Source organism: Alicyclobacillus sp. SO9, from assembly GCF_016406125.1.
Lineage (GTDB): Bacteria > Bacillota > Bacilli > Alicyclobacillales > Alicyclobacillaceae > SO9.
Genome location: NZ_CP066339.1, coordinates 268,293 through 294,324, shown reverse-complemented (window position 1 = coordinate 294,324; position 26,032 = coordinate 268,293). Strand labels below are relative to the sequence as shown.

The following is a 26,032-nucleotide window of genomic DNA, read 5'->3' as shown; positions in this document are numbered from 1 at the left end:
ACTGATGTCCTCCCCCTATTCTTCTATATCCATTTCATACTGTAAATATGAAAGCCACATTAACTCTGGCCAACAAACTTGACTTGCATGACACCGTCAATTTCTTGAAGCAAGTCTAGTACATCATCAATATTGGACATGTCACGAGTCTCAATTGAAACAACCACCGTCGCCACATCCTGTAAAGGTAACGACTGATCAATGGTTAGAATATTGGCTTTGTTATAAAAGAGAGTATTTAGAACTTCGGAAAGAACACCAGGTACATGCCTTAACGTCAGCGCGATGGTCACAATCTGTCCTTGAACCGCCGAATAAAACGGCTTCACGACGTCTCTGTATTTATAATAGGCACTTCGTGACATTCCAACCTGACGAACTGCATCCTGCACGTTGGTCGCTTTCCCGAATTGAAGAAGTTCCGTCACTTGCACCGTCTTCTTCATGACTTCAGGAAGATGCGATCCACGAATCAGATAATAAGGATCCTCCAACATTAGAAACACCTGCACTATTCTGTTCTCTGTAGAAATACACCTGTTTACATGATACGGACACATTACCATGATAGAACACATATTTCAATGTTTTATTGGAAATCATCCCAACCCCTCACCATTGCCCCATATAAGACAACGGGATAGGAGTTTACACCTTCTGTTTTGGCCACTCATATTCTGTATCACTATGCGAGTGGAAGGATGGAAACGATGCAGATTCTGGTTCAAAAATACGGCGGCACTTCAGTTGCAACGGCTGATGCCCGTTTATCTGCGCTACATCATATTGAAATGGCAGCAGCCCAAGGCTATCGTGTTGTAGTTGTGGTTTCCGCAATGGGACGCAAGGGGGATCCCTTTGCAACAGACACTTTGCTCAGCACGGTAGACAACGTAGACACAGTAAATAAACGTGATTTAGATATTCTCTTATCGTGCGGAGAAAATATTTCGGCAGTAGTGTTTTCAAGTTTGTTAAAGAGCCATGGCCATGAAGTCACCGTTATGACGGGACAGCAAGCCGGAATTATAACCGACAATCAATTTGGAGAAGCAAGGATAGTTGATGTACGTCCCGACCGCATTTTGCAGCATCTGGAAAGTGGTGAGATTGTCATTGTTGCAGGATTTCAAGGAGCAACTGAAGAGGGGGACATTACAACACTCGGAAGAGGAGGCAGTGATACATCCGCCAGCGCCCTCGGCACGGCGATTAAGGCCGAAAGAATTGAAGTCTTTACAGATGTCGAAGGTATTATGACAGCAGATCCCAGAATTGTCCCAACCGCTCGCCCCCTACAACATATGACATATTACGACGTCTGCAACTTAGCTTATCAAGGTGCAAAAGTAATCCACCCTCGCGCAGTCGAAATTGCAATGCAAAACAAGATACCAATCAGGGTCCGAAGCACTTTCTCAGAGAATGCAGGAACAGAAATTACAACCAATGTTGCCATTCTCGAATGCTCTGTCATAACACAGAGAATGATTACAGGCATCACTCAGAAATCAAATGTAGTCCAAATTCAAGTCACAGGGGACATAGACCCATCACTGATATTCTCTGAGATGGGCAAAAACGAGATTGGCGTTGACCTCATTTCCATCTTACCAACCCACGTAACGTTTATTGTAGACAACACCAAAGCACAACTGGCAGTTCGTGTTTTGGACGAGATGGGCTATCTGCCTAAAGTCATTGAGGATTGTGCCAAAATATCGGTCATTGGAACCGAAAACATATCTAGTATCTATGGCATCATGGCCCAAGCTATATCAGCCCTTGCAAAGAAGAACATAGAAATCTTGCAATCATCTGATTCCCAAAGCACAATGTGGTTTTTAGTTCGGCAAGAGCAGATGAGAGATGCCGTCCAGGCGATACACGACGCTTTTGGGATGGATAAATGTTCTTGAAGGGGGCTTAAATATGCAGTTTAGCTGCTTTTTGTGGAGGCTCAATCCCCGGCTGCATTGCGTGTTTTGGCCACATGAGCGGTCAAGCCAGTCTCTCCCATAGCAATATGGCTGGCAAGTACATGACCGTCGGGATAATCGCCACCATTTTGAGGTCGAAATGGGATGGGTTCTTCCTCAAAAAGTCCCTTGAGACGTATCCGCCAAGCCTCCTTAGCAGCCGCTATCCTGTCTGCAGTGATGCGATCACCAACGGTCACTGACAGAATTGCCCTCTTCCCACTTAATCCTCCATCCCCGTACCTGTAGCGATTGCCTTCTCCTCTGTACCCGTATGCCAGCCCATAGGCGAAAACGCGATCGATCCAACCTTTAAGTATGGCGGGCATGCCGAACCACCAAAGGGGAAACTGCAGTATTAAAGCATCGGCTGCCACCATGCGACAGGATTTGAGCATGTAAACGTGGTATGATAAATGGAACTTCAACTCGGAAGAAGGTTCTACAGTGCGCAAGATGACCTATGAACAATTAAAAGCTCGCGCTGCCTCCCAGTTGGTGCTGGCAGAGCGGTTCAATCGGGAATTATCTGTGCGTAGAAAACCAAGATCGGCTGCGGAGAGCCGCCTGCTAGGTAAAATTATCTCAGACAGGGTGCGCAAAGCGAAAGAGTCCGGGGAGTTGGTGAAGGTTGGACAAAAACTCAAAATTCGAATCAAATAAGCTGCTTATTGAGGAAGCGAAGCGCAAACTCCTTCAGCTTGTGACTGAACCGGAAGGGCTCAAACGAACACTAAAAGCTATCGCAATCATCACGCAACTCTTTGAAGCATTTGGGATTCGTCCAATTTTAGTTGGAGGGCAAGCTGTTGAAATTTACACATTCGGAAGCTATACAACGAAGGATGTAGACTTGGTTCTTTCCGGCTTCAACTTGGCAGGAGAAATTCTGGTGGCGACTGGTTTCGAACCCAAGACACCAGGACACTCGCACTGGTATCACAGTGAACTTGAACTTCCGATTGAGATTCCTGACGACAGCCTTTTCGGCTCAGAAAACAGAGTTACAGAACTAGATGTAGATGGTGCCATAGTTTATGTTATTGGCATAGAAGACTTGATTCTTGATAGACTTCGTGCTGGAGTCTACTGGAAATCTACGTCTGATATGGAGTGGGCTAAATACTTGCTTGAAAGTTACTTTGACGATATCGACGCCGAATATCTAGAATCAGAATCAAAAAAACCCCAGAATGATGTATTTGAGACCTTTCTAAAATTAGTGTCGGAGATTCGAGCAACCAGATAAGACCATTTCAATCGGGCCAACATGCTTCTGCATTATCCATGTCACATTACACGAGTCCCGCCTGGTTTAACTCGCTCTGCAATGCGGGCAAACGCCGGTACTCCAGTTTCAATTCTGCAATCAGGTGCTGCCAGGCATCCAACTGATTGACCCTCATCCATGCGTCGCGGATGGCGAGAAGCCAGGTTGTGGCTTCGCGGTAAGCGGATCGGCGGCGTTCGTCAATGCAACTCACAGCCAACTTTAAATAGATGTTCACCGATTGTGCCAGATTGTGCCCCTCAGACTCCCTTAAGAACTGCACCAGGTCTGCGTCTGCCAAGTACGGTGCAATTGTTTTCTTGTTCAGCAGGTCCCAAGCCTCTTCAACCAGTCCAACGGTCCACAGCATACGACAGCGAAGTCCTAATGGAGTTTTGCTGGCAAGGGCGTTCGTCACCCACTCTTTTACAGTCGCTTGGCGTTCTTCGACGGACGGTTCCTCACGCTGCCACTGTTCAAAGCGCTGCCACGTGGGCCAAGTAAGGAAGGCCTGTTTTCTGGCTTGAATCGACTCTGGAATCATCTCAAGGGTTTTGTACATGTCTGCGGCCCACTCATAATCCTGCACTGTCGCTTTGGGATTGACCCGAATGGCTAGTCCTGTATAATAGGCTGCTTTGTGAGCATCATCATGACGTGCAAAGTATTTGCCAAGGTTTTGTAGAGTCACCACATCGACGGCCGGACCCGTTTCTGTGGAAGTGGCCTGTACAGCTTTTTCGGCTTCTGCCGAAAGCCCGTGCTGTAAACAGAGACGACACCACCAATCTGCAAGGTAGAGTCCATAACCAGTGTATTTCTTGCGGGAGTTATGGGAGATAGGACTGCTTGTCTCCATGTCATCTGTGCCAAGCTGCTCTGTGCCCAATCCACCCTCCCCCTTCTCCATATTCTCCATATTCTCAGTCAGCTCTGCGCTGAGAAGAAACGCTGGATGGCGGCCCACCAACCTGTGGTAAAACTGCATCAGGTGTGAGGCATCAAAGAGGCAGGAAGACAGCACTTCAGTCCAGTCAACTAAATACACCATGTCCTTACAACTATCTGCTATCCAATCCGTAAACATATTGTAGTAAGAGCGGACCTGCTGGTCTTGGACCATTGCATCTCGCAGTGTCCGCAGTGCTTGGTCGAGGGCTCGGGAACATGATCGCGGTGCTTCGAGCAGTTCTTGCTGCACAGCCTCAGGGTAGAACCGGGGCCAGGATGCCACCCGAGACAGAGTCAGAGCAACACCGATTACGACTGCAACGGCGGTCTCAGGTGTCAGGGCTGCCAACAATGTGTCACACCAGTTGCGGATATGGGCAATCCCCCCTTTGCAATGCCAAACGGGGGATGAATAAACCGGATCGGCCCAATCATCATATTGATCTAGCGGTTCATCCTCATCCCACATCGACGACTTGAACGTCTGCTCCGCGTCCCTCACAACAGCAGGCACACGCTTGTCAAAATAGCTGATGGCTTGCAGCGTATCCATCCCGACCAGCACACGCTTGATGCCCTGCCGAGTCTGCCAGCGACCAAACCACAGGGAGATGTGCTGGGCAAACTCAGGATTATCCTGCAAGGCCAAATCAATGACTTCCATCAGGCTGTCGTGAGGAAGCGTTGACAACAGAGCCATAACCCTGCCTTCTGAGGCTTGTACAGGATTGTCTCCCTCTATTTGGGCAGCATTTTCTTGTGCAGCCGCCGCATAGACAACAGCAACCATATGCTTGCAGTAGTCCTCGTAGGGGCAATTACACTCACTGGATGGAAAGTTCGCAATATGAATCGACGTCTGGTAGTGATCGGTGCTGCCTCGAACCACAGCTTCAATGAAGTCTGAGCGCACCTCAAGCCGCTCCACGTTGCCAAGTTCGTAGTAGTCGCGACCGCGCTGGATAATATGTGGTTCAACCCATCGCCCTAGACCATGGAGAAGGACTTCAAGCTGACGGGATGGGGTATTTTTGTTCATCGCTTTTGTTTCCTCTTCTTTTTGTTCTTGTTCTTGTGTTTATGATGCTTGGACGCTGCCGACAATCTCGATTTACGTTTCGAACCCATGTACAAGTCTGCAAGCTCGGAAAAGCTGCCAGGGTTGTCCAATTGCAAGTCAAATTCACGCACATCTGGGACCTGTTTTACATCTGACCCTGGCGCCAGCGCGGGCTGCCCATGCTGGGAATAGGCCTCATCGATGAGATGGTGAGGGGGGACAAACAAATTCAGATTGCCCATCATCATTGATATATCAAGAAGATTCCGCAGTATGACACAGGTTGCACCATGGAGTTCCGCTGGATCCAGACTCTTGTAGAACCTAGCGTGAACCAGTGCCAAATGGGAATGTCGGATGCAGGCTTCAAACTCGCCTATCTGATAGAGGATGTTGGCCAGTGATAAATGGGACTCTACCTGTCCACTGTCATAGCGAAGAGATTGTTCGAAAGCGACAGCCGCAAGCACAGGTGTACCTCCGCGTTTATATATGTTTCCCAAGCGATTCCATAGATAGGCATCGCCAGGCTTTTGTTCAATCACATCCAATAAGTGATCTTCTGAGTCCATCGCTGACTTTGGTTTGTAACCATCAGAGGAGTGAAAGGTTCCAAGCCGGGCCATCAATGTCTCACTTGCTTGTCCCGCTTGAATTGCCGCATATTCTTTCATCACAGCGGTAGTCAGGTATAGAATGAAATCTTTACCCACTGCCCAATCGTTTCCGGAGTTGCAGTGTGTGCAGCGAAAATACCCCGTGAATTGAATACCATCATACAGATTCCTCTCAAACTCACTTCGCGTAGATTCCCCTTGAAGCTCGTCTGATTGATGAACATCATCGAATTCTATTTCCTTCTTCTGACTGGCTGTTTGCGGATCAATCATAATGAAACCAATGTCGTACCAATCGCGATGACCACACCTGCGGCATTCCACCCGATGTTTGTTCTCCGGGTATTCTCGCTGAATCTGATGCTGTCTACGCTGGATGACCTCTGCATAGACACTAGGGAGTTTAGCAACAGGCACGTATCCCCCGTCGATCACGTCGTTCATGCGGCCCATACCGCCGGAGTCAGTACTGCCGCTATCACCGCTCCCACCACTCCCATCACCCTTGCCGACAGCGCGGCCAGTGCTGGCGCCATGCCTGTCAGTTTCCAGAGCTATGCCAAGGTTTGTTTGATATCCTGTTTCATGTCCTGTTTCAGGGACTGACCCCGGCGGAAATTCAGATACTGCGCCAAGTGCCGCTGCCAGCCGTGGGTTTATCTGTATAGTTTGAGGCTGATCCGGTTGCGACGCTTTTGAGTTGATCGTTTTGGTTACATCGCGGCTCGTCATTGGCGGCTTCTAACCCTTTCTGTCATGTGAATATGTGTCCATGTCTCTTGTCGACATTGTAGCATGAGAGGACATCGACTCGTATCCTTCAAGCTGTTTCTGCACGATTCACGTTGGCAGTCTTACGGTTGCCATAAAACCGTATAAGCTCAGCTCCGATGAGTCCTATCAAAAGCATTTGGATGAAGTCCGCCCCGAACCACGGTGAGTGTAAAGCGAACATCCAGTGCCGCAACGATGGCTTCCAGTCAATCACACAGTGCACGAAGGCACCCCACAGAATTGAGCGGCTGCGCCAGACAATGATGCTCAACAGAACTCCAAATGAGAAATCAGTGCCTAGTGCGATAAAGTGATAAGCTGTCAACGGCGCTTTCCCGTCAGCAAATCCAATCACTGCCCAGTGAGACAGAGCAAACAAGGTGGAGGCTATGAGCACAGCCCATATCATACCAACACGATGTTTAAGTACCCGTGTCATCACTCCTCGAAAAACCCATTCCTCAGACAAACCTACAATCATGAATGTCAGCATTTCTATACCGTTGCGCACCGTGAACACAGCTTGAAATCGGAATAGGGCAGCAAAGACAAGCAAGATGCAGAGCAGTACAACTGTGGCATGTCTCGCTCCATCGGCTTTTTCGAATAAAGGACGCAAATGGAATGGTCGGGCGACCATGAAATAGACGATTGCGGTCTCAACGGCGTAAACCAAATACTGCGGGATTTGTCTCAAAAATAGGAGTAAGTTACCAAACAGCCAAAGGTTAGTGTGAAACAGCAAAATCCTGTCAGTGTACTGATACATTAGAAATGCTAAGGTAGTAACAACCAGTGAATTGATTAAGTATGCTATCATCATCCGTCCAATGGGTGTATTCCAAAATTTCCGCATATGTACCCCCTCAATACGCTCTTAAGCAACGGCCTTTTGCAGCCGCTTGTGAGCAAGACCGCTTGTCTTAGATACTGTATCAGTCAAGCCACATTCTCCTGACACCGCAACCTAAACGTTTTCATATACGTTCTACCCAAACCATGTACCAATGTTCCTGCTCTGCCTCATCGTATTCGTTGTGGGCAAACACGTGGAACGTAGGTCCCTGAAAAGTATTTCGTCGAGTAAGTTCATAGACTAACGAGCTAGCAATTTTCTCATCCTCAGTCCGATATCCATCGTAAGTATGCCCAATTTTGCCGGACACGACTGAGGAAGCCCACTCCCATGACTCACGGTAGGTTTCAAACTTCATACTATCCTCGTGCCACCTTACATCTTTTGGGTAGAATGAGTTTTGTCGTCTTTCCCAGGATTGTGCAACCTGAAGGATTCGATTTCGGTCAGAAACTTCAGGAACCACCTTGTTTGAGGGATGGACAAACTCTCTGTCAACGATGGTTACCGCTTTGTTATGCAAATTAACTGTAGCAGTGATAGTTCCAACTCCGTAAATCGTCTCTGTTACGTGAACGATTTTATGGTTGTCATCAGCCCAGCGACATCTCATAAGCCTGTCCATAGATATTGACTGCCTCCCGAAATCTTCCTACATGCGATAGGCTATTTCCCCACTTATTGTATATCAATTTGAAGGAGTGAAACACACGTATGAACGAGTCCGCACTCTGCGTCCTGGACGCCCAGAACCGAGCACAATACAATTTATGGTAGAATTAATGCTACAAATCGTGAAAATGGACCGGCCGGGTTTGACCCGCCCGATTTGAACCGATTTGAACCGATTTGAACCGTGCACCCGCACACCTATGTGCCCGCGCACCCGTCAACACCTGTACGCATGAACGCAACGCCTACGTACGTGAATGCCTACGCCCGTGAAATAAGAGCCTGCCAAGTGCTTATTTGATGTTTTTACTGAATCGATACCAAATAAGCTCTTCACGGACCGTTATCACCTCAAATAACACGATATCCGGAGGATATCGCACAAATAGACTCCTCAGAGAGGCTTATTCTGCTAAATCACCGCAAATCTCGCCGGATAAGCTCCTGTGGGATCGCTATTCCGCTGCCACATCCCGTTCATCCCAGGCCCGCCGACCCAACCAGGCCCCCGTCTCCCGCGCCGCCGCAATTTAGTGATCCCATCGCGCCCTATTCCCGGTGCCGCCCTACAATAGTGATCGCAGGGATCACTATCACAACACCCATCCGAGATTTAGTGATCCCGTTGCGCCCTATCACCGGGCCCCCTCGTGGGTGCCGGTACCACTAGTGATCATTTGTGACCTTAACTTTTTAGCACCCGAACCATAGGGATCTTTGCGAGCACTATCCTTCAGAGGAACCCTGGATAGTGTCGTTTGCGATCCTTATTCCGGCCGACCCATCCTGGCTGCTCCCCCATTAGGCAATCCACTTACCTGTATGACAACCGAACTTGCCAAGCCGTGCTCCCCGCTTCAAAGGAATGAGCCCTTTAATACGGTTGCAACCTGACGAAGCCAACTATGGACTGGACTAGGGTATACGTCAGTGTCATATAGGACAAGATAGAGGCATAAAATACTTGTAGTTTAACTTTCAGTTTGGTTGCAATTTTACTTGCAGTTTCGTAAAATAGGAGGTGAATAAGACCATGGTTGGAGGTTCAAAGCTAATGACCACCGTAAAGGTCCGTGCGGAAGCAAGGGAATTAATTAGAACTATTGCTCAAAAAGAGGACCATGAAACTCTTACACTTGATGTTCGCTCGTTGAAGAACTTAGTCGAGTTACTGCGTGATTATGCCATTATTACTCATGCAAGCGATGCACAATCTGAGGTAGCTGTTGCAGCCGAGAAGCTAATCGACTATGTGGACCTAAATGATGAACCCGATATAGAAGAGTCGGCGGGCGGTACGTTTAAAACAACATACCTAGCTAGTGTATTCGGAGTTTCCGTAACTGCCATTAATAACTGGATTGACGAAGGCAGATTCGTCGGCTATCATCGAGCCCGTAATAAACATGCACGGATACCTCACATCACACCTTTTAGACATCGAGATGGGCGGGTTGAACCTCTTGGACATATTATTAATCGATACAGGCACCAAGAGAATGAATCGTTCGCAGACGATGACGAAAAGGCAATGTTAATAGAGGAGATTAAAAGTCTTAAGCAAAAATATGGTGGAAAAGACTTTGAAGAGGCGTTCAATTTTGAAGCTCCAACGTCAGACCAAGAAAGTGACCTTTCTCGATGGAGGTTCTATCGGGAGAGGCTCAAGGAGTTATGAGCAGATACAGCGACTATGTGGAGAAGCATATACCAAATCCGCTCCTCGTCCCCACCGACTGGGATTACGTGGAATGAGTTCGCCGACATCATCGATGGCTATATTTCCACCAGCATGATGAGCCAAATCCATTGAAGACAAGTCACGGAAGAGTCTCTAATTTTGCCGCCCGCGATATTTGCTCGGTCCTTGAAACCATCCGTGTAGCCCTTCGTGTCTCTGGCAAGCTGCCTTAGATAGAACACAGCTACTCAATCTCGACAGTGCGAGCCACTTCGTGATTGCATACAGGGCAATTCCCTCGCAGGACAATATCCGGTCCTGACGGTTCAACAGTGTAACGTGTCAGACCCCGAACGTCCAAGCAGCGGGTACACCATACGTTGTTCAAAATCAAATTACGGGCGTACTCCGGAAAAGACTTCCACTTTTGCATCGCAGCAATGTGCGTGACGTTCTCCTCTTTCATGGCTTGCTTGTATTCCCTATCAGCCTCTCGCTCACCGCGTCTTGTTTCCAAAAATAGTTCGCGGTCTTCAATCAAATCGTCAATCAATTTCTCCTCAATGACTCTTCTGGGGATCTCTTTATATATCTGAACCACCAACTCCGCTAACTCGGACTTGTCCATGGACTTTAGTTTCGCCCTCAACTCTCCAATCTTCACTTTGAAAATCCTCCTCTCATGCCGTAAATCCGTCACAATTGTACGATTCGCACAGTGCCTTTTTGTTAGGAAGCCTTCTGCCATTTCTTTGTCATTGTCTTTGTCCACAGTGTACCACGGTAGATAATGATCCACACTCTAGTACCCAAGGCCGGACACACACCTATGTCTGCATAGTGCTAGAGGCCAGTTAGAGGCCAGTTAGAGGCCAGCTAGAGCTAGCCTTCTTGTTGGCCTCTAATTCCTCGGTGTTGCAGCCTTTCACAAAGAGTTGATTGACAGTTCCTCGACACGGCTGGTCAGTGCAACTAACTCTTCAACAGTCAATGCCGAAGCCGTCATCATATACGGATGACCATTCTGTTCCCAATAAAGGTCCGATAAAACAAGTTTGGACGTAACATTGCTTCGACTCTTCGCCACAACTCCCAACTCAGGCTGCGGGTCACTGGGTTTATCCCAACCCCAGTGACGAAGAACGTCGTCGGTTGCTTGTTCAGCCTGCCATAACGTGACAACTGGCGCACCTCGTAGTATCTCTCGCGAAGGAGTCGGAGGACCGTACCTGACCGACCATTCACTGCCCTTGTAGTAACTCCGAACCTCAATCGATTCCTGTATTCCAAGTTTCCTAATCTCGTTCATATCCAACCCCATTAAACAGAACGGACATGCCTTTACCGCATCTGCCAAAGCTACTTTAGTTCCGATCCCGCCTAGAAGTTCATTGAACGAGGGTATTTTTAGCTTTCGTGTATCCGATGGTAAGTCAAACATACGTCTGGTGACATGACCATTGCACTCAACACGATTTATCTCTTCTCGAAACACACATCCTCGTTCTGACCAGTATTCGATGCCGGTGGGGAGACCATTGGAAGGATCTATCCAGAAATGAACACCAGTTTCATCATGGCTGGTTTCTGACAGTCCCGGACACCAAAGGTGCCATGGTTCGGCTTCGTTGGTGGATAGAACAACGAGATTGGGGCGTGAGAGAAGTTCTCTCCACAGATACACTAAAATGAATTCCGGGTCCATGGTATTGGGGAACTGCATTTGGTGAACTGCATTGGAAGACTCGAACCAAGTTCGCATCCGTCGACCATGGATGACCGTACTGACTCTCCCCATGTCCGCATTTTCAGTGTCCATACGCAACCAATCCGGTGCCATCCAAGTGTATTGAACAACCTGATGTCTCTCCTCTGCACCTGCCTCATCAATGACCCAATTTCGAACCAATTCAAACTTCATGTTGTTGAGTGTCGCCCACGTCGCTGCCAGAGTATCCTTCACCAATTGGCGAGGGACGTCTGTTTTGTCTCGGAGACTCTTTAGGAGGCTTCCAAATAGTTCATCCCGGGACACGCCGTCATGCTTTACGTTCGCTTCGTAATTTTCCTCCTCGCTATAAAAAAATGCTTGTAACTGTTTCCGTGCCCTAGACAATCTCGACTTAACAGTTCCCAAAGGAATACTCAAGAATTCTGCTGCTTCCCTGACTGTCCACTGGTGGATTTGGGTCAGCAGAAATACCTCTTGCAACTCTTGGGACAATTGAGCAAAAGCCCGTTCAAAATCCATTTTCAACAACTCAGTGGACTCAAGGTTCGAGTCATCTCTGATTTCACTCATCACTTCTGTGTGATGCTTCCGGTCTCTCTTCAAGAAACGAAAGGCTTGCGTTTTTACTATTTGAAAGAACCAACTCTCAAAGGCCTCAATGCTTCGTAGTTCCTTCATGTGACGAGCAGCAAGAAGCAGGCTATCCTGTACGACATCTTCTGCACTGTCCCCATCCCTAAGAAACTGATGCGCCCAATGAACTGCCCTCGGACGAATCAACTGAACCAAACTAGTCCAAGCCTCAGTTTTCCCGTTACGGCAAGCTTTGACTAACTGCGGTACCGTCACGTTTTGCACGTCTTTCATGTGATTCATGTCTTGCATGTGTTTCATGCCATTCACCACTCTCTCCTCTTTTACCCTTTCATCCTTTCATTCTTTAGGATCGAAAAAGAGGCCGTTTGGTTCTCTCCAAAACGCAAAATGAACTTAGTTTTAGTAGACACGAACCTGAATGTGCGATTTGATTTAGCTGGACCGGGTTGGATGTGATTTAATTTGGATTGGGATCAAACAAGATTAGATTAAACTGATTCCGGACTTACTTTTAGTTCTGTTGCTGTGGTTACAGCAAGCATCTCCTTCTTCTACGATGGTAACATTTACGCTTTGTGAAACGAGGAGACACAGCCACACGAACTCCTGTTTTATTTTACGGATTATAGAATCCAATCCCTCTATTTCAAGGTATTTTCCTAAGAGTTCAAGGGAAGTGGTGTCTTGACAGCATATTGATGGAATAAAAAGACTTTCAAAATCGACTAATTACTGTCTGTCTATATGCCTATAGGTTTTTGTATCCAACATTCATATGTAATTTATTTTTGACATTATGTAAGAAAAATGTTACTGTGAATCTGAGGCGATGGTAATGGATCGAAAAGGCAAACTAACAAATCGACTAGCGGTGTTGCGAGCTGAAAGAAGATGGTCTCAAAAGAAAGTAGCAGAACTGCTCGGTATAAGCCGACAGACTGTTATATCCATGGAAGCTAATAGATACAGTCCGTCTCTTATACTTGCTTTCCAAATCGCCCAATTATTTAGTAAAGATATAAATGACGTTTTTCAGTACGAGGAGGATGTATAGATGATGAAATGGCTTGCAGTCTCTGCAGTAATTTTATATCTCGCATCATTTTTATACTCTCGCCGCTTATCGGCCAACGAAGGACGTGACGAGCGAGGCAAGATGATTCTCTACAAATCACGCTCTAGTGCTTTCCCATTCCTCCTTGGCGGCTGGGCTCTCTTGTACTTCGCTAACCAGTATCTCCATTTAAGCTATTTACAATTTCAAAACTCTGTTGTCTTCCTTGTCGTTGCAGTTAATCTGATTCAATTTTTCTATTTGCTTTTCTATAGAAGGCAATACTAGAGCTATGTGTCAAGAATGCTGTCCGTTACCGACTTTAATCCAACTCAGCCACAACAGGGTTGCTACGATCGTTACCCTCCCCTCTTCTTGTCAGTCAGCCGCCGAGTGTTCACTAGTTGTCTGTGGACCGGCCGGGTTTGACCCGCCCGATTTGAACCGATTTGAACCGATTTGAACCGATTTGAACCGTGCACCCGCACACCTATGCACCCGCGCAACCGCGAACGCCTATACGCATGAACGCAACGCCTACGTACGTGAAATAAGAGCCTGCCAAGTGCTTATTCGATGTTTTTACTGAATCGATACCAAATAAGCCCTTCACGGATCGTTATCACCTCAAATAACACGATATCCGGAGGATATCGCACAAATAGACTCTTCAGAGAGGCTTATTCTGCTAAATCACCGCAAATCTCGCCGGATAAGCTCCTGTGGGATCGCTATTCCGCTGCCTCATCCCAACCCCCACGCCCGCCGACCCAACCGGGCCCCCGTCGCCCGCGCCGCCGCAACTTAGTGATCCCATCGCGCCCTATTCCCGGTGCCGCCCTACAATAGTGATCGCAGGGATCATTATCGCCATGCCCATCCGAGATTTAGTGATCCCGTTGCGCCCTATCACCGGGCCTCCTCGTGGGTGCCGATCCAATAGTGATCATTTGTGACCTTAACTTTTTAGCACCCGAACCATAGGGAGCCTTGCGATCACTATCGCTCAGAGGGACCCTGAATAGTGTCGTTTGCGATCCTTATTCCGGCCGGGGCCACCTCGCCCGGCTTCCGCAGCCCCGCACATTCTCACCGCCGGCTACCCCATCCCAACCCCCGCCGGCCCAAGTCCCCGGTCAAGTCGCCTTCATGTCCCCGCTAAGTCTTCCCTACCCCCAACCCTAGTTGTATGCTCGCAAATAAACTTGGAATTTTCAGTTGATTATAATAAAATTGCATTTATAGGAAACATGATCCTACTATAGGAAGTAAAAAACTTAACATGAGGGCTGCTTGGCGACCTGAGCCTCGTAGCCAGTCCGCTCAAACTGTCCGAATCGCCAATCGAGTACAGGCGGGTGCCGCCGCGGCATGGTGAACATACAAACGAAATTGCGGAGGAACTAGGCTATTCGGACAATCAAATTCAACAGTTGATAAAAGAAGGAGTGTTAAAGTCATGTTAGATTTTTCATTAAGCCCGGAACAGCGTGAACTGCAGTCCATGGTTCGCAAATTCTCGAAAAACGAAATCATCCCTTATATCCAAGAGTGGGACGAACAGCACCATTTGGAGATGTCCGTCATCCATAAGCTGGCCGATTTAGGTCTGATGGGTGTCTGCATCCCGGAAGAGTACGGCGGTGCCGGCATGGACTACAATGCACTGGCCATTGTCTGCAGCGAACTGGAATACGGCGATACGGCCTACCGCACGGCAGTCTCGGTGCACACCGGTTTGAACAGCATGACCTTGCTGCAATGGGGCACGGAAGCGCAAAAGCAGCGCTATTTGGTACCGCAGGCACAGGGCAAAGAACTGGGAGCTTTTGCATTGACCGAGGCGGACGCGGGGTCAGATGCTGGGTCGATTCGGACCAAAGCAGTGCGGGACGGGGACAGCTATGTGTTGAACGGATCGAAGCTGTGGATCTCGATGGCCAACTACGCAGACAACATCCTGGTCTTCGCCACGGTGAACCCAGAAGCCAAACACAAGGGCATCACCGCCTTCATCGTGGAACGCAAATGGCCTGGCGTCACCACCCGCTCAATGAAGGGAAAGTTGGGCATTCACGGCGGCGACACGGGCGAAGTGATTCTGGAGAATGTCCGCGTACCCGTGGAGAACCGCGTTGGCGAAGAAGGCGAAGGCTTCAAAATTGCCATGTCAGCCCTTGATAACGGCCGTTTCACCGTGGCTGCAGGGGCCGTTGGATTAACGAGATCGTGCCTTGATGCCTCGACCAAGTACGCGCATGAGCGGAAAACGTTCGGCGTGGAAATCGGGAAACATCAGTTGGTGCAGCAGATGATTGCGAAGATGGAACAAGGCCTCCAAACCTCCGAACTCTTGGTATACCGCGCTGGCTGGCTGAAGAACCAGGGCGTCCGCAACACCCGTGAGACCTCCTTGGCCAAATGGACCGCCTGCGACGTCGCTTGGGAAAGCGCGTCAGATGCCGTCCAGATTCACGGCGCCTACGGCTACTCCAACGAGTACCCGGTTGAGCGCTTCCTGCGCAACTCCAAAGCATTGGTTATATACGAAGGAACACGGGAAATCCACACCATTATGCAGGCCGAGTATGTGTTAGGATACCGGGAAGACAAGACGTTGAACAAGATGCTGCCAGGCTGGACGCCGGAGGGATAAGTCGGCGAGTGGAGTTGGACCGGCAGCGACGGGGCTGGCGGAGCCCGGGGCGGCGGCCAAGGCGGAGTGAGTCGGGCGGCCAGGGAGCGGGCGGACCGGACGTCGGGATTCACAAAACCCTCAGTTAGAAGGGAGTTCGAGGAAAATTAGCGGAGAGAAGACAAGCAGCTCGACGAACCTCAATAGCAAAACCAGGGTATCCCAGACGCTGGCAAGAGGCCTGATGGTGCTCAACTGCTTTCAAGCGCAAAGGACACCCGGGTCAGAGGGCGACAGCCGAGACGGAGCGACTGGGCTGGACTCAAATTCAGGACTAGATTCGGCGCCAGGCAAGGACATCGAACTGGGCATCAAGGACCTGTCCACTCAGCTTTCGCTTCCGCCAACTGTGGTTTCGCGCCTAACGGCCACGCTGGTGGAGTACGGCTACCTCTACCAGAATCCTGCCACGCGCAAATACCGCCTGGGGCTGACAGCTTTTACGCTGGGATTGTCGGCCAATCCTCAGTTGGAGCTCAATCAGGCGTCCAGGCCGTGGATGCAGCAGTTGGCCAAGGATACGCGGGAAACCATCAGTCTGACAGTGATCGATCCCGCTTCCCACAACGGCATCTGCATCTCCTCCCTGGACAGTCCAAGTCAGATTAAACTGACTACGACAGTAGGCAGCATCCGGCCGCTGCACCGCGGTGCAACACGGAAGGTACTGTTGGCTTTTATGCAGCCCGAGAACAGCGAGAACTATATTGAAAGACTGAAACTGCCAAAGGATGAAGAAGACGGACTGGCGGCCGAGTTGAAGAGCATCCGTGATCAAGGCTTTGCCTACAGCGAAGAGGAGCTTGACGAAGGGGCCTTCGCTGTTGCCGCTCCCATTCTTGGCGGAGCGAATCTACTTCTCGGCGGAATCTCCATCCTGGCACCCGTGTTTCGGCATGACAATGACGACATACGCAGGTTTTCGGAACTGGTCCAAACAGCCGCCGAGGAGATTGGAAGGGCTATTCGACGCTAGACTATGCTTCCTCCACGAATCGAAACGCCGATACTCCCGTCCATTTTATGGATGGAACTGGACGCCTCCACTCCTCATCAGGTATGTTCACAGTAGCACCACGTGATGTAAGAGGTAAGAGGAGGCCCATCCATTCCATGAAGATGACACCTTTACTCACAAAGTCGGACATTAAGCAGTTGTGCGGCTCGACATATTATACAAGAGGCAACAGATACTTTGAGGAGGGGCGCGTTACCTCCCTGATGATGATTACGGACGGTAGCGTTGACGACTGCTACGAGTGGATAGCTGAAGTTCGAGGGAAGAGCAAATACAGCGTCGCAGTCCAAATCGCAGAAGATTACATTGACGGATATTGCAATTGTCCTGCGTACAGCGAGTACGATTCTGCCTGCAAGCACATTGCAGCAGTTCTTCTGGCTGTCGAGGCAAAAAAGCTCCCGGCCATATCTTCCCCGGCCTTCACAGAGGAGCTTCCTGCCGACCCCTACAGTACAAACAAATCACCTGAAAGTGACCGTGACAACCGGGCAACCATTGCATACCGCGGGAGCAGTGAGTCTAACGAGTTTAACGAACACAGCCGATCCCTCTCCAACCTGTTCCCAGGTCTTGCAAGTCGTCCTAACGCCAGAGCATCGAATGAGACCATAAAGCCCAAAGACCTGTCGAAACACCTGCTTTCTCTGTTTCGCTCCACCAAACAGACACAGGTGGAGAGTCCATTCAACGCTCAGACACAAGTTGAGCGTTTCACCACACTGCGCGTGGAATTCATCTGTAAACCAACTGCCAAAACCTACGCAAGATCCGATTATCTGTGCCTGGAAATGAAAGTCGGTCCAAAGCAGACTTATGTGGTGAAAAAAATCCGAGAGTTTCTTCAAGCCATCAAGAACGACGAATTATATACCTTCACTCCCAAATTCACCTATGACCCTGCTCAACACCGATTTGACCGCAATCATCTCGCTGTCATTCACGATTTACAAGCCATCCACGAGCAGGAAGCGATGTTTAAGGAGATGGCTGGCTACTCGTCATTCTCTCGATACCGTTCACCGATGAATGATGACCGATCACTTATTATTCCACCATCTGCCTGGCCCAGCCTCTATCCAAAATTAGTCCAGTCAAGCACTCAACTCATGGATAACGGTAGAACGAAACCTCTGCAGGTTGTGACCGGCAACCTTCCAATTACGGCAAGTGTAACTGCAAAAGCGAAGGACATGTATGCACTGGAAGTGGAGGGGCTGACAGATTTGCTGTTTCTCCCTAGTTACAACTCGGTCGTATCCAGCACAGCAGTTCACCAACTAGATGCTGCCACACTTCAACAGCTTGAAGGCCTAAGGTCCATCATGGATGCAGAACGGATGGACGAAATTTCATTCTCAACAGATTCACTTGAATCCATCATGAATGAAGTCTTGCCTCAGGTGAAACATATTGCTGAGACTCAAGTGGATGAAACCATTTCCAATCGTGTCATCGAATTCCCTCTGGAAGCAAAACTGTATCTCGACAAGGAGACCGTCGTCACAGCGACAGGCACGGCTGATGAATTATCCGCACTGTTGCAATTTACGTATGGCGATATCGTGATTGATCCCTATTACGACGAGTATTCAGGCAACAATCCCTTTGCTGCAACCAGCGCTGGACCCGCCAACGCAGCCAGCAATGCAGCTTTTGATGCAACCGGGCATGCACCCGGCCATTCAGCCGCAGACATATTCGCAAACGCAGGCGGTAGAGAGGATCACCAAATTCTTATCCGGGATTGGACGAAGGAAGAGCAAATCCTTCAAATGATGGATGACTGTCCGTTTCAGCAAGACAGCGATAGCAAGTCCCTCTACATCGATGGCGAAGAGGAGATCTACCGCTTTTTATTCGAGCAAATGCCCACGCTGCGGGAACTGGTTCAAGTGTACGCAACCAGTGCTGTGGATTCCTGGATGCAGCCCTCGTCCTTCACTCCCAGGGCCCGGGTTGAACTCGATGAGAAGACAAACTGGTTAGATGTATCTTTTGACATGGGCGATCTCGATGACACCGAAATTCTCAACATCCTCCGCTCCATGATTGAGCGTAAGAAATATCATCGTTTGGCAAACGGATCGTTTCTCTCTCTACAAGATGACTCATTCCGCCAGGTCTCAGATATTATTGGAAATCTGGGCATTCAGTCTACAGAATTAAGTCAAAGCAAAATGCAGTTGCCCGCGCTGCGCGCTCTTTCACTCATGGAACACCAACTCAGTGATGGACATCCAGGATGGAACGTGAGGCTTGGAAAGTCCCTGCGCCGATGGCTCGATAACCTCCGTAACCCGGATAACCTTGAAACACCGCTGCCTCAAGGTATCCATGCCACTTTGCGCGAGTACCAGATATTTGGGTACCAGTGGATGAAGACCATGTCAAAGTACGGATTCGGCGGAATTCTGGCGGATGATATGGGGCTCGGTAAGACACTGCAAAGCATCTCGTATTTATTGTCTGAAAGGGAGCAAGCATCCGAACAACAGCCGTCAAAGCAACGGGCGTCCGAGCAACGGGCATCCGAGCAACAGCCATCAAAGCAGCCAGCGCTCATTGTCTGCCCGGCGTCTTTGACTTTTAATTGGCTTAACGAGATCGAAAAATTTACACCCTCCCTGACAGCGGTAGTTGCGTCCGGCACGAAATCGGAACGCCAAAGCATACTCGATTCAGCTTCGCAATACGACGTGATTATTACGTCCTATCCACTGCTCTGGCGCGATATCGAAAGTTACAAAGACATGTTATTTAGCACGCTGATTTTGGACGAGGCCCAAGCAATTAAAAATCCTCACACACAAACTGCACAAGCGGTATTCCAAATTCGGAGCAACCACCGTTTTGCGCTGACAGGAACGCCCGTGGAAAATTCACTGGATGATCTCTGGTCAATCTTCCACGCTGTATTCCCTGAACTGCTGGGTGGAAAAACTGCTTTTTCCGAACTCAATTCCGAGGCAGTCACAAAGCGTGTGCGTCCATTTCTCCTGCGGCGTGTCAAACAAGACGTGCTGAAAGAGCTTCCGGAAAAAATTGAAATGGTTCATACTGCAGAATTAACCACCGATCAAAAGAAACACTACATGGCTTACTTGACACAGTTGCAAAACGACACGTTAAAGGGACTTGAACAGGAAGGTTTCCAAAAAGGGCGGATTCGCATCTTAGCAGGACTCACCCGACTACGCCAAATCTGCTGTCATCCATCCCTTTGCATTGAAAACTACCGCGGCAAGTCCGGCAAAATGGAACAGCTGTTGGAACTGGTAGATGAATACATTTCATCGAAACAGCGGATGCTCATTTTCTCGCAATTCACCTCTATGCTTGAAATCCTTCGCAAAGAACTGACGAAGCGAGGTATTCCGTACTTCTATCTGGACGGACAAACGCCATCCAAACAGCGGCTTCAACTCTGCCAAGATTTCAATGAAGGGGATGCTCCTGTCTTTCTCATCTCGCTGAAGGCAGGCGGTACTGGCCTCAACTTGACCGGTGCAGATACGGTCATCCTGTACGACTTATGGTGGAATCCAGCTGTTGAACAACAGGCCGCGGACCGGGCCCACCGGATTGGGCAAAAGCGAAACGTACAGGTCATTCGCATGGTATCCAAAGGAACCATTGAGGAGAAAATCTATCAACTGCAGGATCGGAAGCGCCATTTGATTGATTCGGTGGTCCAAGCCAACGACGAAGGCCTCGGTGCTCTGACCGAACAAGACGTGCGGGAGTTGTTGATGATTTAACGATTGAGCTGAATTTGGACTTGGAATTGATTTAACAGACTGCGGGATTGGGGCGATTGGGGGGCGAGCTGATTGGCGAAGATTGGGGCGATTGGGAGCCGGGCCGGCGGACCCCGGACCGCGAGTGAGGAGGCGGAGGGCCGGCCGCGATTGGGAGCCGGGCCGGCGGACCCCGGACCGCGAGTGAGGAGGCGGAGGGCCGGCCGCGCTTGGGGGCCGGGCCGGTGGACCCAGGCCGCGAGTGAGGAGGCGGAGGGCCGGCTTGGGGGCCGGCCGGTGGACCCAGGCCGCGAGTGGAATAAGCCCCAGACCCCACCGCAGCAATCAAGTAGACGGCTTAGGCCCGGCCGCGATAGAAATAAGCTCTTCGCAAGCGCTTATTCCACCTTTTCAGTAGCTATGCACCGAAATAAGCTCTTCGCAGGGGCTTAAAAACAGCTAAACCCCCATTTTCAGAGGATATCAGCGAAATAAGGTCCTCAGACGAGCTTATTTGCCGTCACCGGGTGGTATGGAGGAAAATAAGCTCCTGTGGGATCTCTATTTTCCTCGTGACCCTCGAACCCCACCCTTTGGGACCCCACCGCAGCAATCAAGTAGACGGCTTAGGCCCGGTCGCGATAGAAATAAGCGCTTCGCAAGCGCTTATTCCACCTTTTCAGTAGCTATGTACTGAAATAAGCTCTCCGCAGGGGCTTAAGAGCAGTTAAACCTCCATTTTCAGAGGATATCAGCGAAATAAGGTCCTCAGACGAGCTTATTTGCCGTCACCGGGTGGTATGGAGGGAAATAAGCTCCTGTCGGATCTCTATTTTCCTCGACACCCTCGACACCCTCGACACCCTCGACACCCTCGAGACCCACGCTACCCTCGACACCCACGCTACCCTCGACACCCATACCAACCATCCTACCCACGATGCACCTCTACTGCGACAATCAAAGAAAGTAGAAGGAAGAATAAACGGGTTCCCCGTTTATTCTCTACCACTCGTCTCTTTTGTGCGAATTTGACCGGAAAACCCTGCCTGTTCCGGGATGATACTGACAGTTAGAGAGCCCACGAAGGAATATAACGCGGATGTTCCGCGTTATTACCACCTACCAGTGCCGTATGGTTTCCGCAACTTAAAAATGCAGAAGAACACGGTGGTCTGATATACCGCGTTTTGATATTTATGCTGTTTGGTCATTTGCTCACAGCGATTGCGCCCCACAAAGAACTGGCACAACACGCCTGTTCCGGGATGGCAACAAATGGCCGCGGGGATGATGGCGTCTTATGTAAGTAAATCGTGATCGTTAACCAAAAAAGGAGAGAATCAGAGTCAACCCCGCCACTACGCCTGTAACGCTCAGTGCCTGAGTCATCCATGGGTATAGCATGAGATGCATTTGAGTACTAACAGGAACATACACGTTGAAAAGGATGCACGGTAAAAAAACTAGCAGGAATAACGGAAGATTAACGCCAGGCCGACGTTTAGCAAACAACAGTGACACATAGACACCATAAATCACTGGTACAATCGCAAGAGTCCACACCATGGATCCAATGTGCGTCGTTGCGTCCGCATGTATGCGAGCCTTTAGGATGGCATAATCACCCAATCTGAGGAGTATGAACATTCCGATAATCCAAAGTAAATACTTCACCCACCTGTTCAAGACTAGATCACCGCTTTCATTAAATAGTCCGTCGCGGCGACGTCCTTCTGACACATGACTTCTGCCGAAGAGTCCACTAAGAACCCTGAACCCGTCTTGAATACCTATGCTAAACGGAGGAGATGTATCTCCTCACCTCCATCACGAATATTGAATCCACAGCGAAGTCCTTCTTTAATTCCCCTTGCCGCTACTTACATAAGTGTAACACATTGGTAGCGTATGAATATGCACTGCTCCACCGTGCACAGGCTGTCAGGCTACGATTTTAAAAATCAAAAAAGTGGATTAGGAGTCTATCAATGGACATCCTCGGTTTCTCTCCTTACTCTAGTTTTCACTTCAATCTCCACTTTCCTCTCCATCCAATTCACCTGAGTAGTAATACTCAAGCCAATCTCGTAATAGCTTAGATATAGAGACAGTCAGTAATCTAGATAACGACGACACCGGAGATAGAAAAGCAACATAAAATAGTAAAGTTACTCGAAGTATCGAATCGGCTAAACAAATCGGAGCCAGACCTTGCACTTGCACCTTACAGAAGTTACCTTACAGAAGTTACCTTGCACTCTACGTTCTGCACTCTACGTTCTGCACTCTATGTTCTACGTTCTACGCTTTGCGCTCTTTTACAGCCACGAATCACCACAGTAAAGCCATGCAATCAACTTGCATTTTACGACAGTATAGAAGGTCCTCGGGGTGGGGGTATATGCAAAATCCACAATTTACTTGCAGATACATTCGAAGTTGCTGAATGAGGAGGAGAAAGTAGATGTCAATCTGGAAGTACTGGAAGCACTGGAAAAAGGGACTTCCCATAGTGGCTTCTGTCTCTGCTCTTACTTTAGTTCTGGTGGGCTATATATCTGGCGCTGCTGGAATTAAAAAAGGCCACGAAATCACCCCAAACAAAAAAGGTAATGTTAAGGATGGCAGCATAAAAAAGATTACTAATTTTAGCGGTCCACTGGATAATTTGAGTAATCGTTCAGCACAGTCAAAACCGGTGGAGGGCGGCAGCATTGTGTTGGATGAAACTCGGGGTCCGAAACACTTGGATCCGGCGCTGGCTTATGACACGCAGTCTTGGGAGGTCATTCAGCAGCTAAATGATGAGCTGGTTACGTATAAAAAGGGGACGAATAACACCGAAATAAAGGGGATGGATGCGAAGAGTTGGACCATTTCCAAGGACCAGAAGACCTACACCTTTCACCTTCGTAACGGTTTAACGTTCTGGAACGGGCAGCCGGTCACGGCCCAAAACTATATTGACGAGATGGAGCGGATTGCGACAAAAAAGCTGGGATCAGATGCACAGTGGCTCATCACAAATATTGTCGGCGAACAGGCATTCTACAACGGAAAGGCAAAAACGATTTCCGGGTTGTCGGCACCGAACAAAAACACGTTGGTCATCAAGCTGACTCATCCTACACCGACGGAGTTGGAACGCTTGGCAGAACCCTTCTTTTCCCCTATCGATCCCGGATTTCTCAAAAAAGTCGGCCACAAAGCCTTCGACTCGAGCAAAGTCATGGGGGACGGTCCTTTTATGTTACAAAGTATCAACTCTAAGCAAGTTGTCTTGGTGAAAAATCCGCACTATTGGCAGAAAGACCAGTACGGAAATCAGCTTCCCTACTTAAACAAGATCACCATCAACATTGACAAAAATACCGGTGTTGACGCTGCAAATTACGAACAAGGAAAAACAGCATGGCTCGGTAAACAACAGCAGATTCCGTCCTCTGCCCTGCCCAAGTTTGAGAACACACCAAAGCTGAAGCAGAGTGTTCAGAAGGTGGTTCAAAATGCCGTTTATTATGTCGGCCTGAACAATAAGATGGCTCCGTTTAACAAGAAAGCGGTACGACAAGCGATGGAGTACGCCATCAACAAGCAGGCGATTGTGCAAATTCTGAACGGACAAGCTGTGACCGCCAATCAGCCGTTGCCGCCCAACGTTCCAGGCTATGAGACAAATCTGCCAAAAAGCATTCAATACAACTATGAGCCGACGAAAGCAAAACAACTGCTGAAGCAGGCAGGCGTTACCGCATCGAAACTCCATGTCACGCTGTATTCCCAGAACAGTCCTCATCAGATGAAAATCGACAAGTCGATTCAATCTGATTTAAAGGCAATTGGTATCGATGTGACATTAAAGGCCATGCCCTGGTCCAAGTTTCTCAGCGTTGTCAGAAAGGGTAAGGCACAAATGTTCTTCCTGAACTGGGTTCAAGACTACCCGGATGCGTCTGACTTTCTGATGCTATTTAAAAGCACACAGGCACCTGATAACAACTCGTCTATGTACAAAAATACTAACGTTGATAAGTGGTTGAAACAGGCCAGAGATACATCCAACAGTCAGCAGCGCATTCAGTTGTTTCATAAGGTGACAAACCAGATTATGCAGGATGCACCGTGGGTACCCGTCTACTACCCTGTACGCTACTACGCTGTTCAGAAATGGATTCACGGCTGGTACGCCCCGGCATACTTGCGTGATGCGATGCAATATGTCTGGATTAGCAAAGGCCGTAACACTGCGAAGAACCCTTTTTAATCCAAGCGGTGTCGTTCTCCAGTGTAGATGTTTACACGCCACGATCCGTTGTACTGCGGCCGCCGATTACGCTCTGTTACGTAGATAGTGGAATTTTCAACCCTGAAATCCACCTCTACTCCGCCGCGAGTCATGGCTGCAGACAGACCGTCAATTAATTGAAACAATCGCAGCATGGGAATGAGCTTCCACGGAAATGTCTCTGGCAGCTCATTTTCCTTGTAGTGATGGTGATAGCGAATGATCTGCACAATGGTTTCTGATTGGTGGTAGTAATGCTGAGCCAACTCCGCACCGCGAAATGCGTGAAGTTTGCTGTCTTCGAACACTTCTACCGGATTAACCACATCCCCAATCTGCAAGTCAGGCTGCACCTTCCCCAAGTCGTGGAAGATGATTGCCTGGACCAACTCATCCTTGTTAATACCAATCACTTTCGTAATTCCTTGTGCAGAGAGTGATGCTAAAATCTTGAGGGAGTTTACGACGTGTCGATACAATCCTTCTTGAATAATGCCCGTGATCCTGATTTGCTTCGTCACAGGGTTGAACTCATCCTGATACTCAACCGTATTTTTCAACTTGTGTTCGACCTTGCTGTTTGGCAGCGTCAAACTGAACGCATGATTCAACTCTTCTTCCATTTCCGTTAACTCACTGACGTCTTGCGCAGTGAGCAGGACACCGCGAATCGCTTCATTTTCAATAAGCGGAACCACATTCATTCGAACTGTTATTCCATTAGGAAGTTTTCTAAGAACACCGTTTTTCCTCACCCCGGTTTGCAAAACGTCCTCGATGGCACCGGCAGTGTCATTTGTCGATGACAAGCCAAAATAAGCATTAAAGTCTGTACCCACCGGCGATCCCGCTGTCCTCGCAAAGCTTTCCATAATACATCTCGCAGCATTGTTTACATAGTTAATCCGAAGATTTGGGTCTACAACGACCACAGCCTCCGCCATCGCATCCAACACGTAAGACAATAAGTTCTCTTCAGGAATCAGCAAGTCCACCTTTAAAATCTCCAATACGTCTGTCTATCTATCTTTTATATGTGAATCTTGCC

At 48.8% G+C, this 26,032-nt stretch carries 21 protein-coding genes; 10 read left to right on the top strand and 11 right to left on the bottom strand.

Features of this window, described 5'->3' with window-relative positions:
* Window positions 1-59: 59 nt before the first annotated feature.
* The gene (locus GI364_RS01225; protein WP_198851929.1) at window positions 60-497 is read right to left on the bottom strand and encodes an ACT domain-containing protein; all 438 of its coding nucleotides are present in this window, start codon (window positions 495-497) and stop codon (window positions 60-62) included.
* 213 nt (window positions 498-710) lie between these two features.
* Here GI364_RS01225 and dapG point away from each other — a divergent pair, with 213 nt between their 5' ends.
* Window positions 711-1,919, top strand: coding sequence for an aspartate kinase (gene dapG, locus GI364_RS01220; RefSeq protein ID WP_198851928.1), 1,209 nt, complete (start codon window positions 711-713; stop codon window positions 1,917-1,919).
* Window positions 1,920-1,960: 41 nt separating this feature from the next.
* Here dapG and GI364_RS01215 read toward each other — a convergent pair whose 3' ends face one another.
* Window positions 1,961-2,359 carry an NAD(P)H-dependent oxidoreductase gene (locus GI364_RS01215; RefSeq protein WP_304503179.1) on the bottom strand — a complete coding sequence of 133 codons (399 nt, stop codon included), beginning with the start codon at window positions 2,357-2,359 and terminating at the stop codon, window positions 1,961-1,963.
* Window positions 2,360-2,426: 67 nt separating this feature from the next.
* Here GI364_RS01215 and GI364_RS01210 point away from each other — a divergent pair, with 67 nt between their 5' ends.
* Window positions 2,427-2,642, top strand: a complete 216-nt coding sequence (locus GI364_RS01210; protein WP_198851927.1) for a hypothetical protein — start codon at window positions 2,427-2,429, stop codon at window positions 2,640-2,642.
* The gene (locus GI364_RS01205) at window positions 2,611-3,228 is read left to right on the top strand and encodes a nucleotidyltransferase family protein (protein WP_198851926.1); all 618 of its coding nucleotides are present in this window, start codon (window positions 2,611-2,613) and stop codon (window positions 3,226-3,228) included. The genes GI364_RS01210 and GI364_RS01205 overlap by 32 nt, the downstream gene beginning before the upstream one ends.
* 46 nt (window positions 3,229-3,274) lie before the next feature.
* Here GI364_RS01205 and GI364_RS01200 read toward each other — a convergent pair whose 3' ends face one another.
* The 4 genes from GI364_RS01200 to GI364_RS24800 all read right to left on the bottom strand — a co-directional run bounded on the left by GI364_RS01200 (window position 3,275) and on the right by GI364_RS24800 (window position 8,132).
* Entirely contained in the window at window positions 3,275-5,239 is a 1,965-nt protein-coding gene (locus GI364_RS01200; RefSeq protein WP_198851925.1) for an SWIM zinc finger family protein, read from the bottom strand.
* Window positions 5,236-6,609 carry a hypothetical protein gene (locus GI364_RS01195; protein WP_198851924.1) on the bottom strand — a complete coding sequence of 458 codons (1,374 nt, stop codon included), beginning with the start codon at window positions 6,607-6,609 and terminating at the stop codon, window positions 5,236-5,238. The genes GI364_RS01200 and GI364_RS01195 overlap by 4 nt, the downstream gene beginning before the upstream one ends.
* Window positions 6,610-6,697: 88 nt before the next feature.
* Window positions 6,698-7,507 carry a CPBP family intramembrane glutamic endopeptidase gene (locus GI364_RS01190; RefSeq protein ID WP_198851923.1) on the bottom strand — a complete coding sequence of 270 codons (810 nt, stop codon included), beginning with the start codon at window positions 7,505-7,507 and terminating at the stop codon, window positions 6,698-6,700.
* A gap of 121 nt (window positions 7,508-7,628) precedes the next feature.
* The gene (locus GI364_RS24800) at window positions 7,629-8,132 is read right to left on the bottom strand and encodes a hypothetical protein (RefSeq protein ID WP_233095966.1); all 504 of its coding nucleotides are present in this window, start codon (window positions 8,130-8,132) and stop codon (window positions 7,629-7,631) included.
* A 1,101-nt stretch (window positions 8,133-9,233) separates the two neighbouring features.
* On the opposite strand from GI364_RS24800, the gene GI364_RS01180 reads away from it, so the two are divergent.
* On the top strand, window positions 9,234-9,857 hold the full coding sequence (locus tag GI364_RS01180) for a hypothetical protein (protein ID WP_198851922.1): 624 nt from the start codon (window positions 9,234-9,236) through the stop codon (window positions 9,855-9,857).
* A 247-nt stretch (window positions 9,858-10,104) separates the two neighbouring features.
* Here the strand turns inward: GI364_RS01180 and GI364_RS01175 are convergent, their stop codons facing one another.
* Complete coding sequence (locus GI364_RS01175) at window positions 10,105-10,524, bottom strand: hypothetical protein (protein WP_198851921.1); 420 nt, start codon at window positions 10,522-10,524, stop codon at window positions 10,105-10,107.
* A 261-nt stretch (window positions 10,525-10,785) separates the two neighbouring features.
* Window positions 10,786-12,486, bottom strand: a complete 1,701-nt coding sequence (locus GI364_RS01170) for an RNA polymerase sigma factor (protein WP_233096125.1) — start codon at window positions 12,484-12,486, stop codon at window positions 10,786-10,788.
* Window positions 12,487-13,024: 538 nt separating this feature from the next.
* On the opposite strand from GI364_RS01170, the gene GI364_RS01165 reads away from it, so the two are divergent.
* The 5 genes from GI364_RS01165 to GI364_RS01145 all read left to right on the top strand — a co-directional run bounded on the left by GI364_RS01165 (window position 13,025) and on the right by GI364_RS01145 (window position 20,717).
* Entirely contained in the window at window positions 13,025-13,243 is a 219-nt protein-coding gene (locus tag GI364_RS01165; RefSeq protein ID WP_198851919.1) for a helix-turn-helix transcriptional regulator, read from the top strand.
* Entirely contained in the window at window positions 13,244-13,531 is a 288-nt protein-coding gene (locus GI364_RS01160; RefSeq protein WP_198851918.1) for a hypothetical protein, read from the top strand.
* Between the two features lie 1,171 nt (window positions 13,532-14,702).
* Entirely contained in the window at window positions 14,703-15,899 is a 1,197-nt protein-coding gene (locus GI364_RS01155; RefSeq protein WP_198851917.1) for an acyl-CoA dehydrogenase family protein, read from the top strand.
* Between the two features lie 145 nt (window positions 15,900-16,044).
* Window positions 16,045-16,914: an IclR family transcriptional regulator gene (locus GI364_RS01150; protein WP_370541846.1), complete on the top strand. Its 870-nt coding sequence runs from the start codon at window positions 16,045-16,047 to the stop codon at window positions 16,912-16,914.
* A 137-nt stretch (window positions 16,915-17,051) separates the two neighbouring features.
* Entirely contained in the window at window positions 17,052-20,717 is a 3,666-nt protein-coding gene (locus GI364_RS01145) for a DEAD/DEAH box helicase (protein WP_198851915.1), read from the top strand.
* Window positions 20,718-21,464: 747 nt separating this feature from the next.
* On the opposite strand, the gene GI364_RS01140 is transcribed toward GI364_RS01145, so the two are convergent.
* Together GI364_RS01140 and GI364_RS01135 are read right to left on the bottom strand one after the other, a co-directional pair.
* Window positions 21,465-21,617: a hypothetical protein gene (locus GI364_RS01140; RefSeq protein WP_198851914.1), complete on the bottom strand. Its 153-nt coding sequence runs from the start codon at window positions 21,615-21,617 to the stop codon at window positions 21,465-21,467.
* A gap of 402 nt (window positions 21,618-22,019) precedes the next feature.
* Window positions 22,020-22,439 carry a hypothetical protein gene (locus GI364_RS01135; protein ID WP_198851913.1) on the bottom strand — a complete coding sequence of 140 codons (420 nt, stop codon included), beginning with the start codon at window positions 22,437-22,439 and terminating at the stop codon, window positions 22,020-22,022.
* 724 nt (window positions 22,440-23,163) lie between these two features.
* Here GI364_RS01135 and GI364_RS01130 point away from each other — a divergent pair.
* Window positions 23,164-24,963 carry an ABC transporter substrate-binding protein gene (locus GI364_RS01130; RefSeq protein WP_198851912.1) on the top strand — a complete coding sequence of 600 codons (1,800 nt, stop codon included), beginning with the start codon at window positions 23,164-23,166 and terminating at the stop codon, window positions 24,961-24,963.
* Here the strand turns inward: GI364_RS01130 and GI364_RS01125 are convergent.
* Window positions 24,960-25,979, bottom strand: a complete 1,020-nt coding sequence (locus tag GI364_RS01125) for an HD domain-containing protein (protein WP_198851911.1) — start codon at window positions 25,977-25,979, stop codon at window positions 24,960-24,962. The genes GI364_RS01130 and GI364_RS01125 overlap by 4 nt on opposite strands.
* Between the last annotated feature and the right edge of the window lie 53 nt (window positions 25,980-26,032).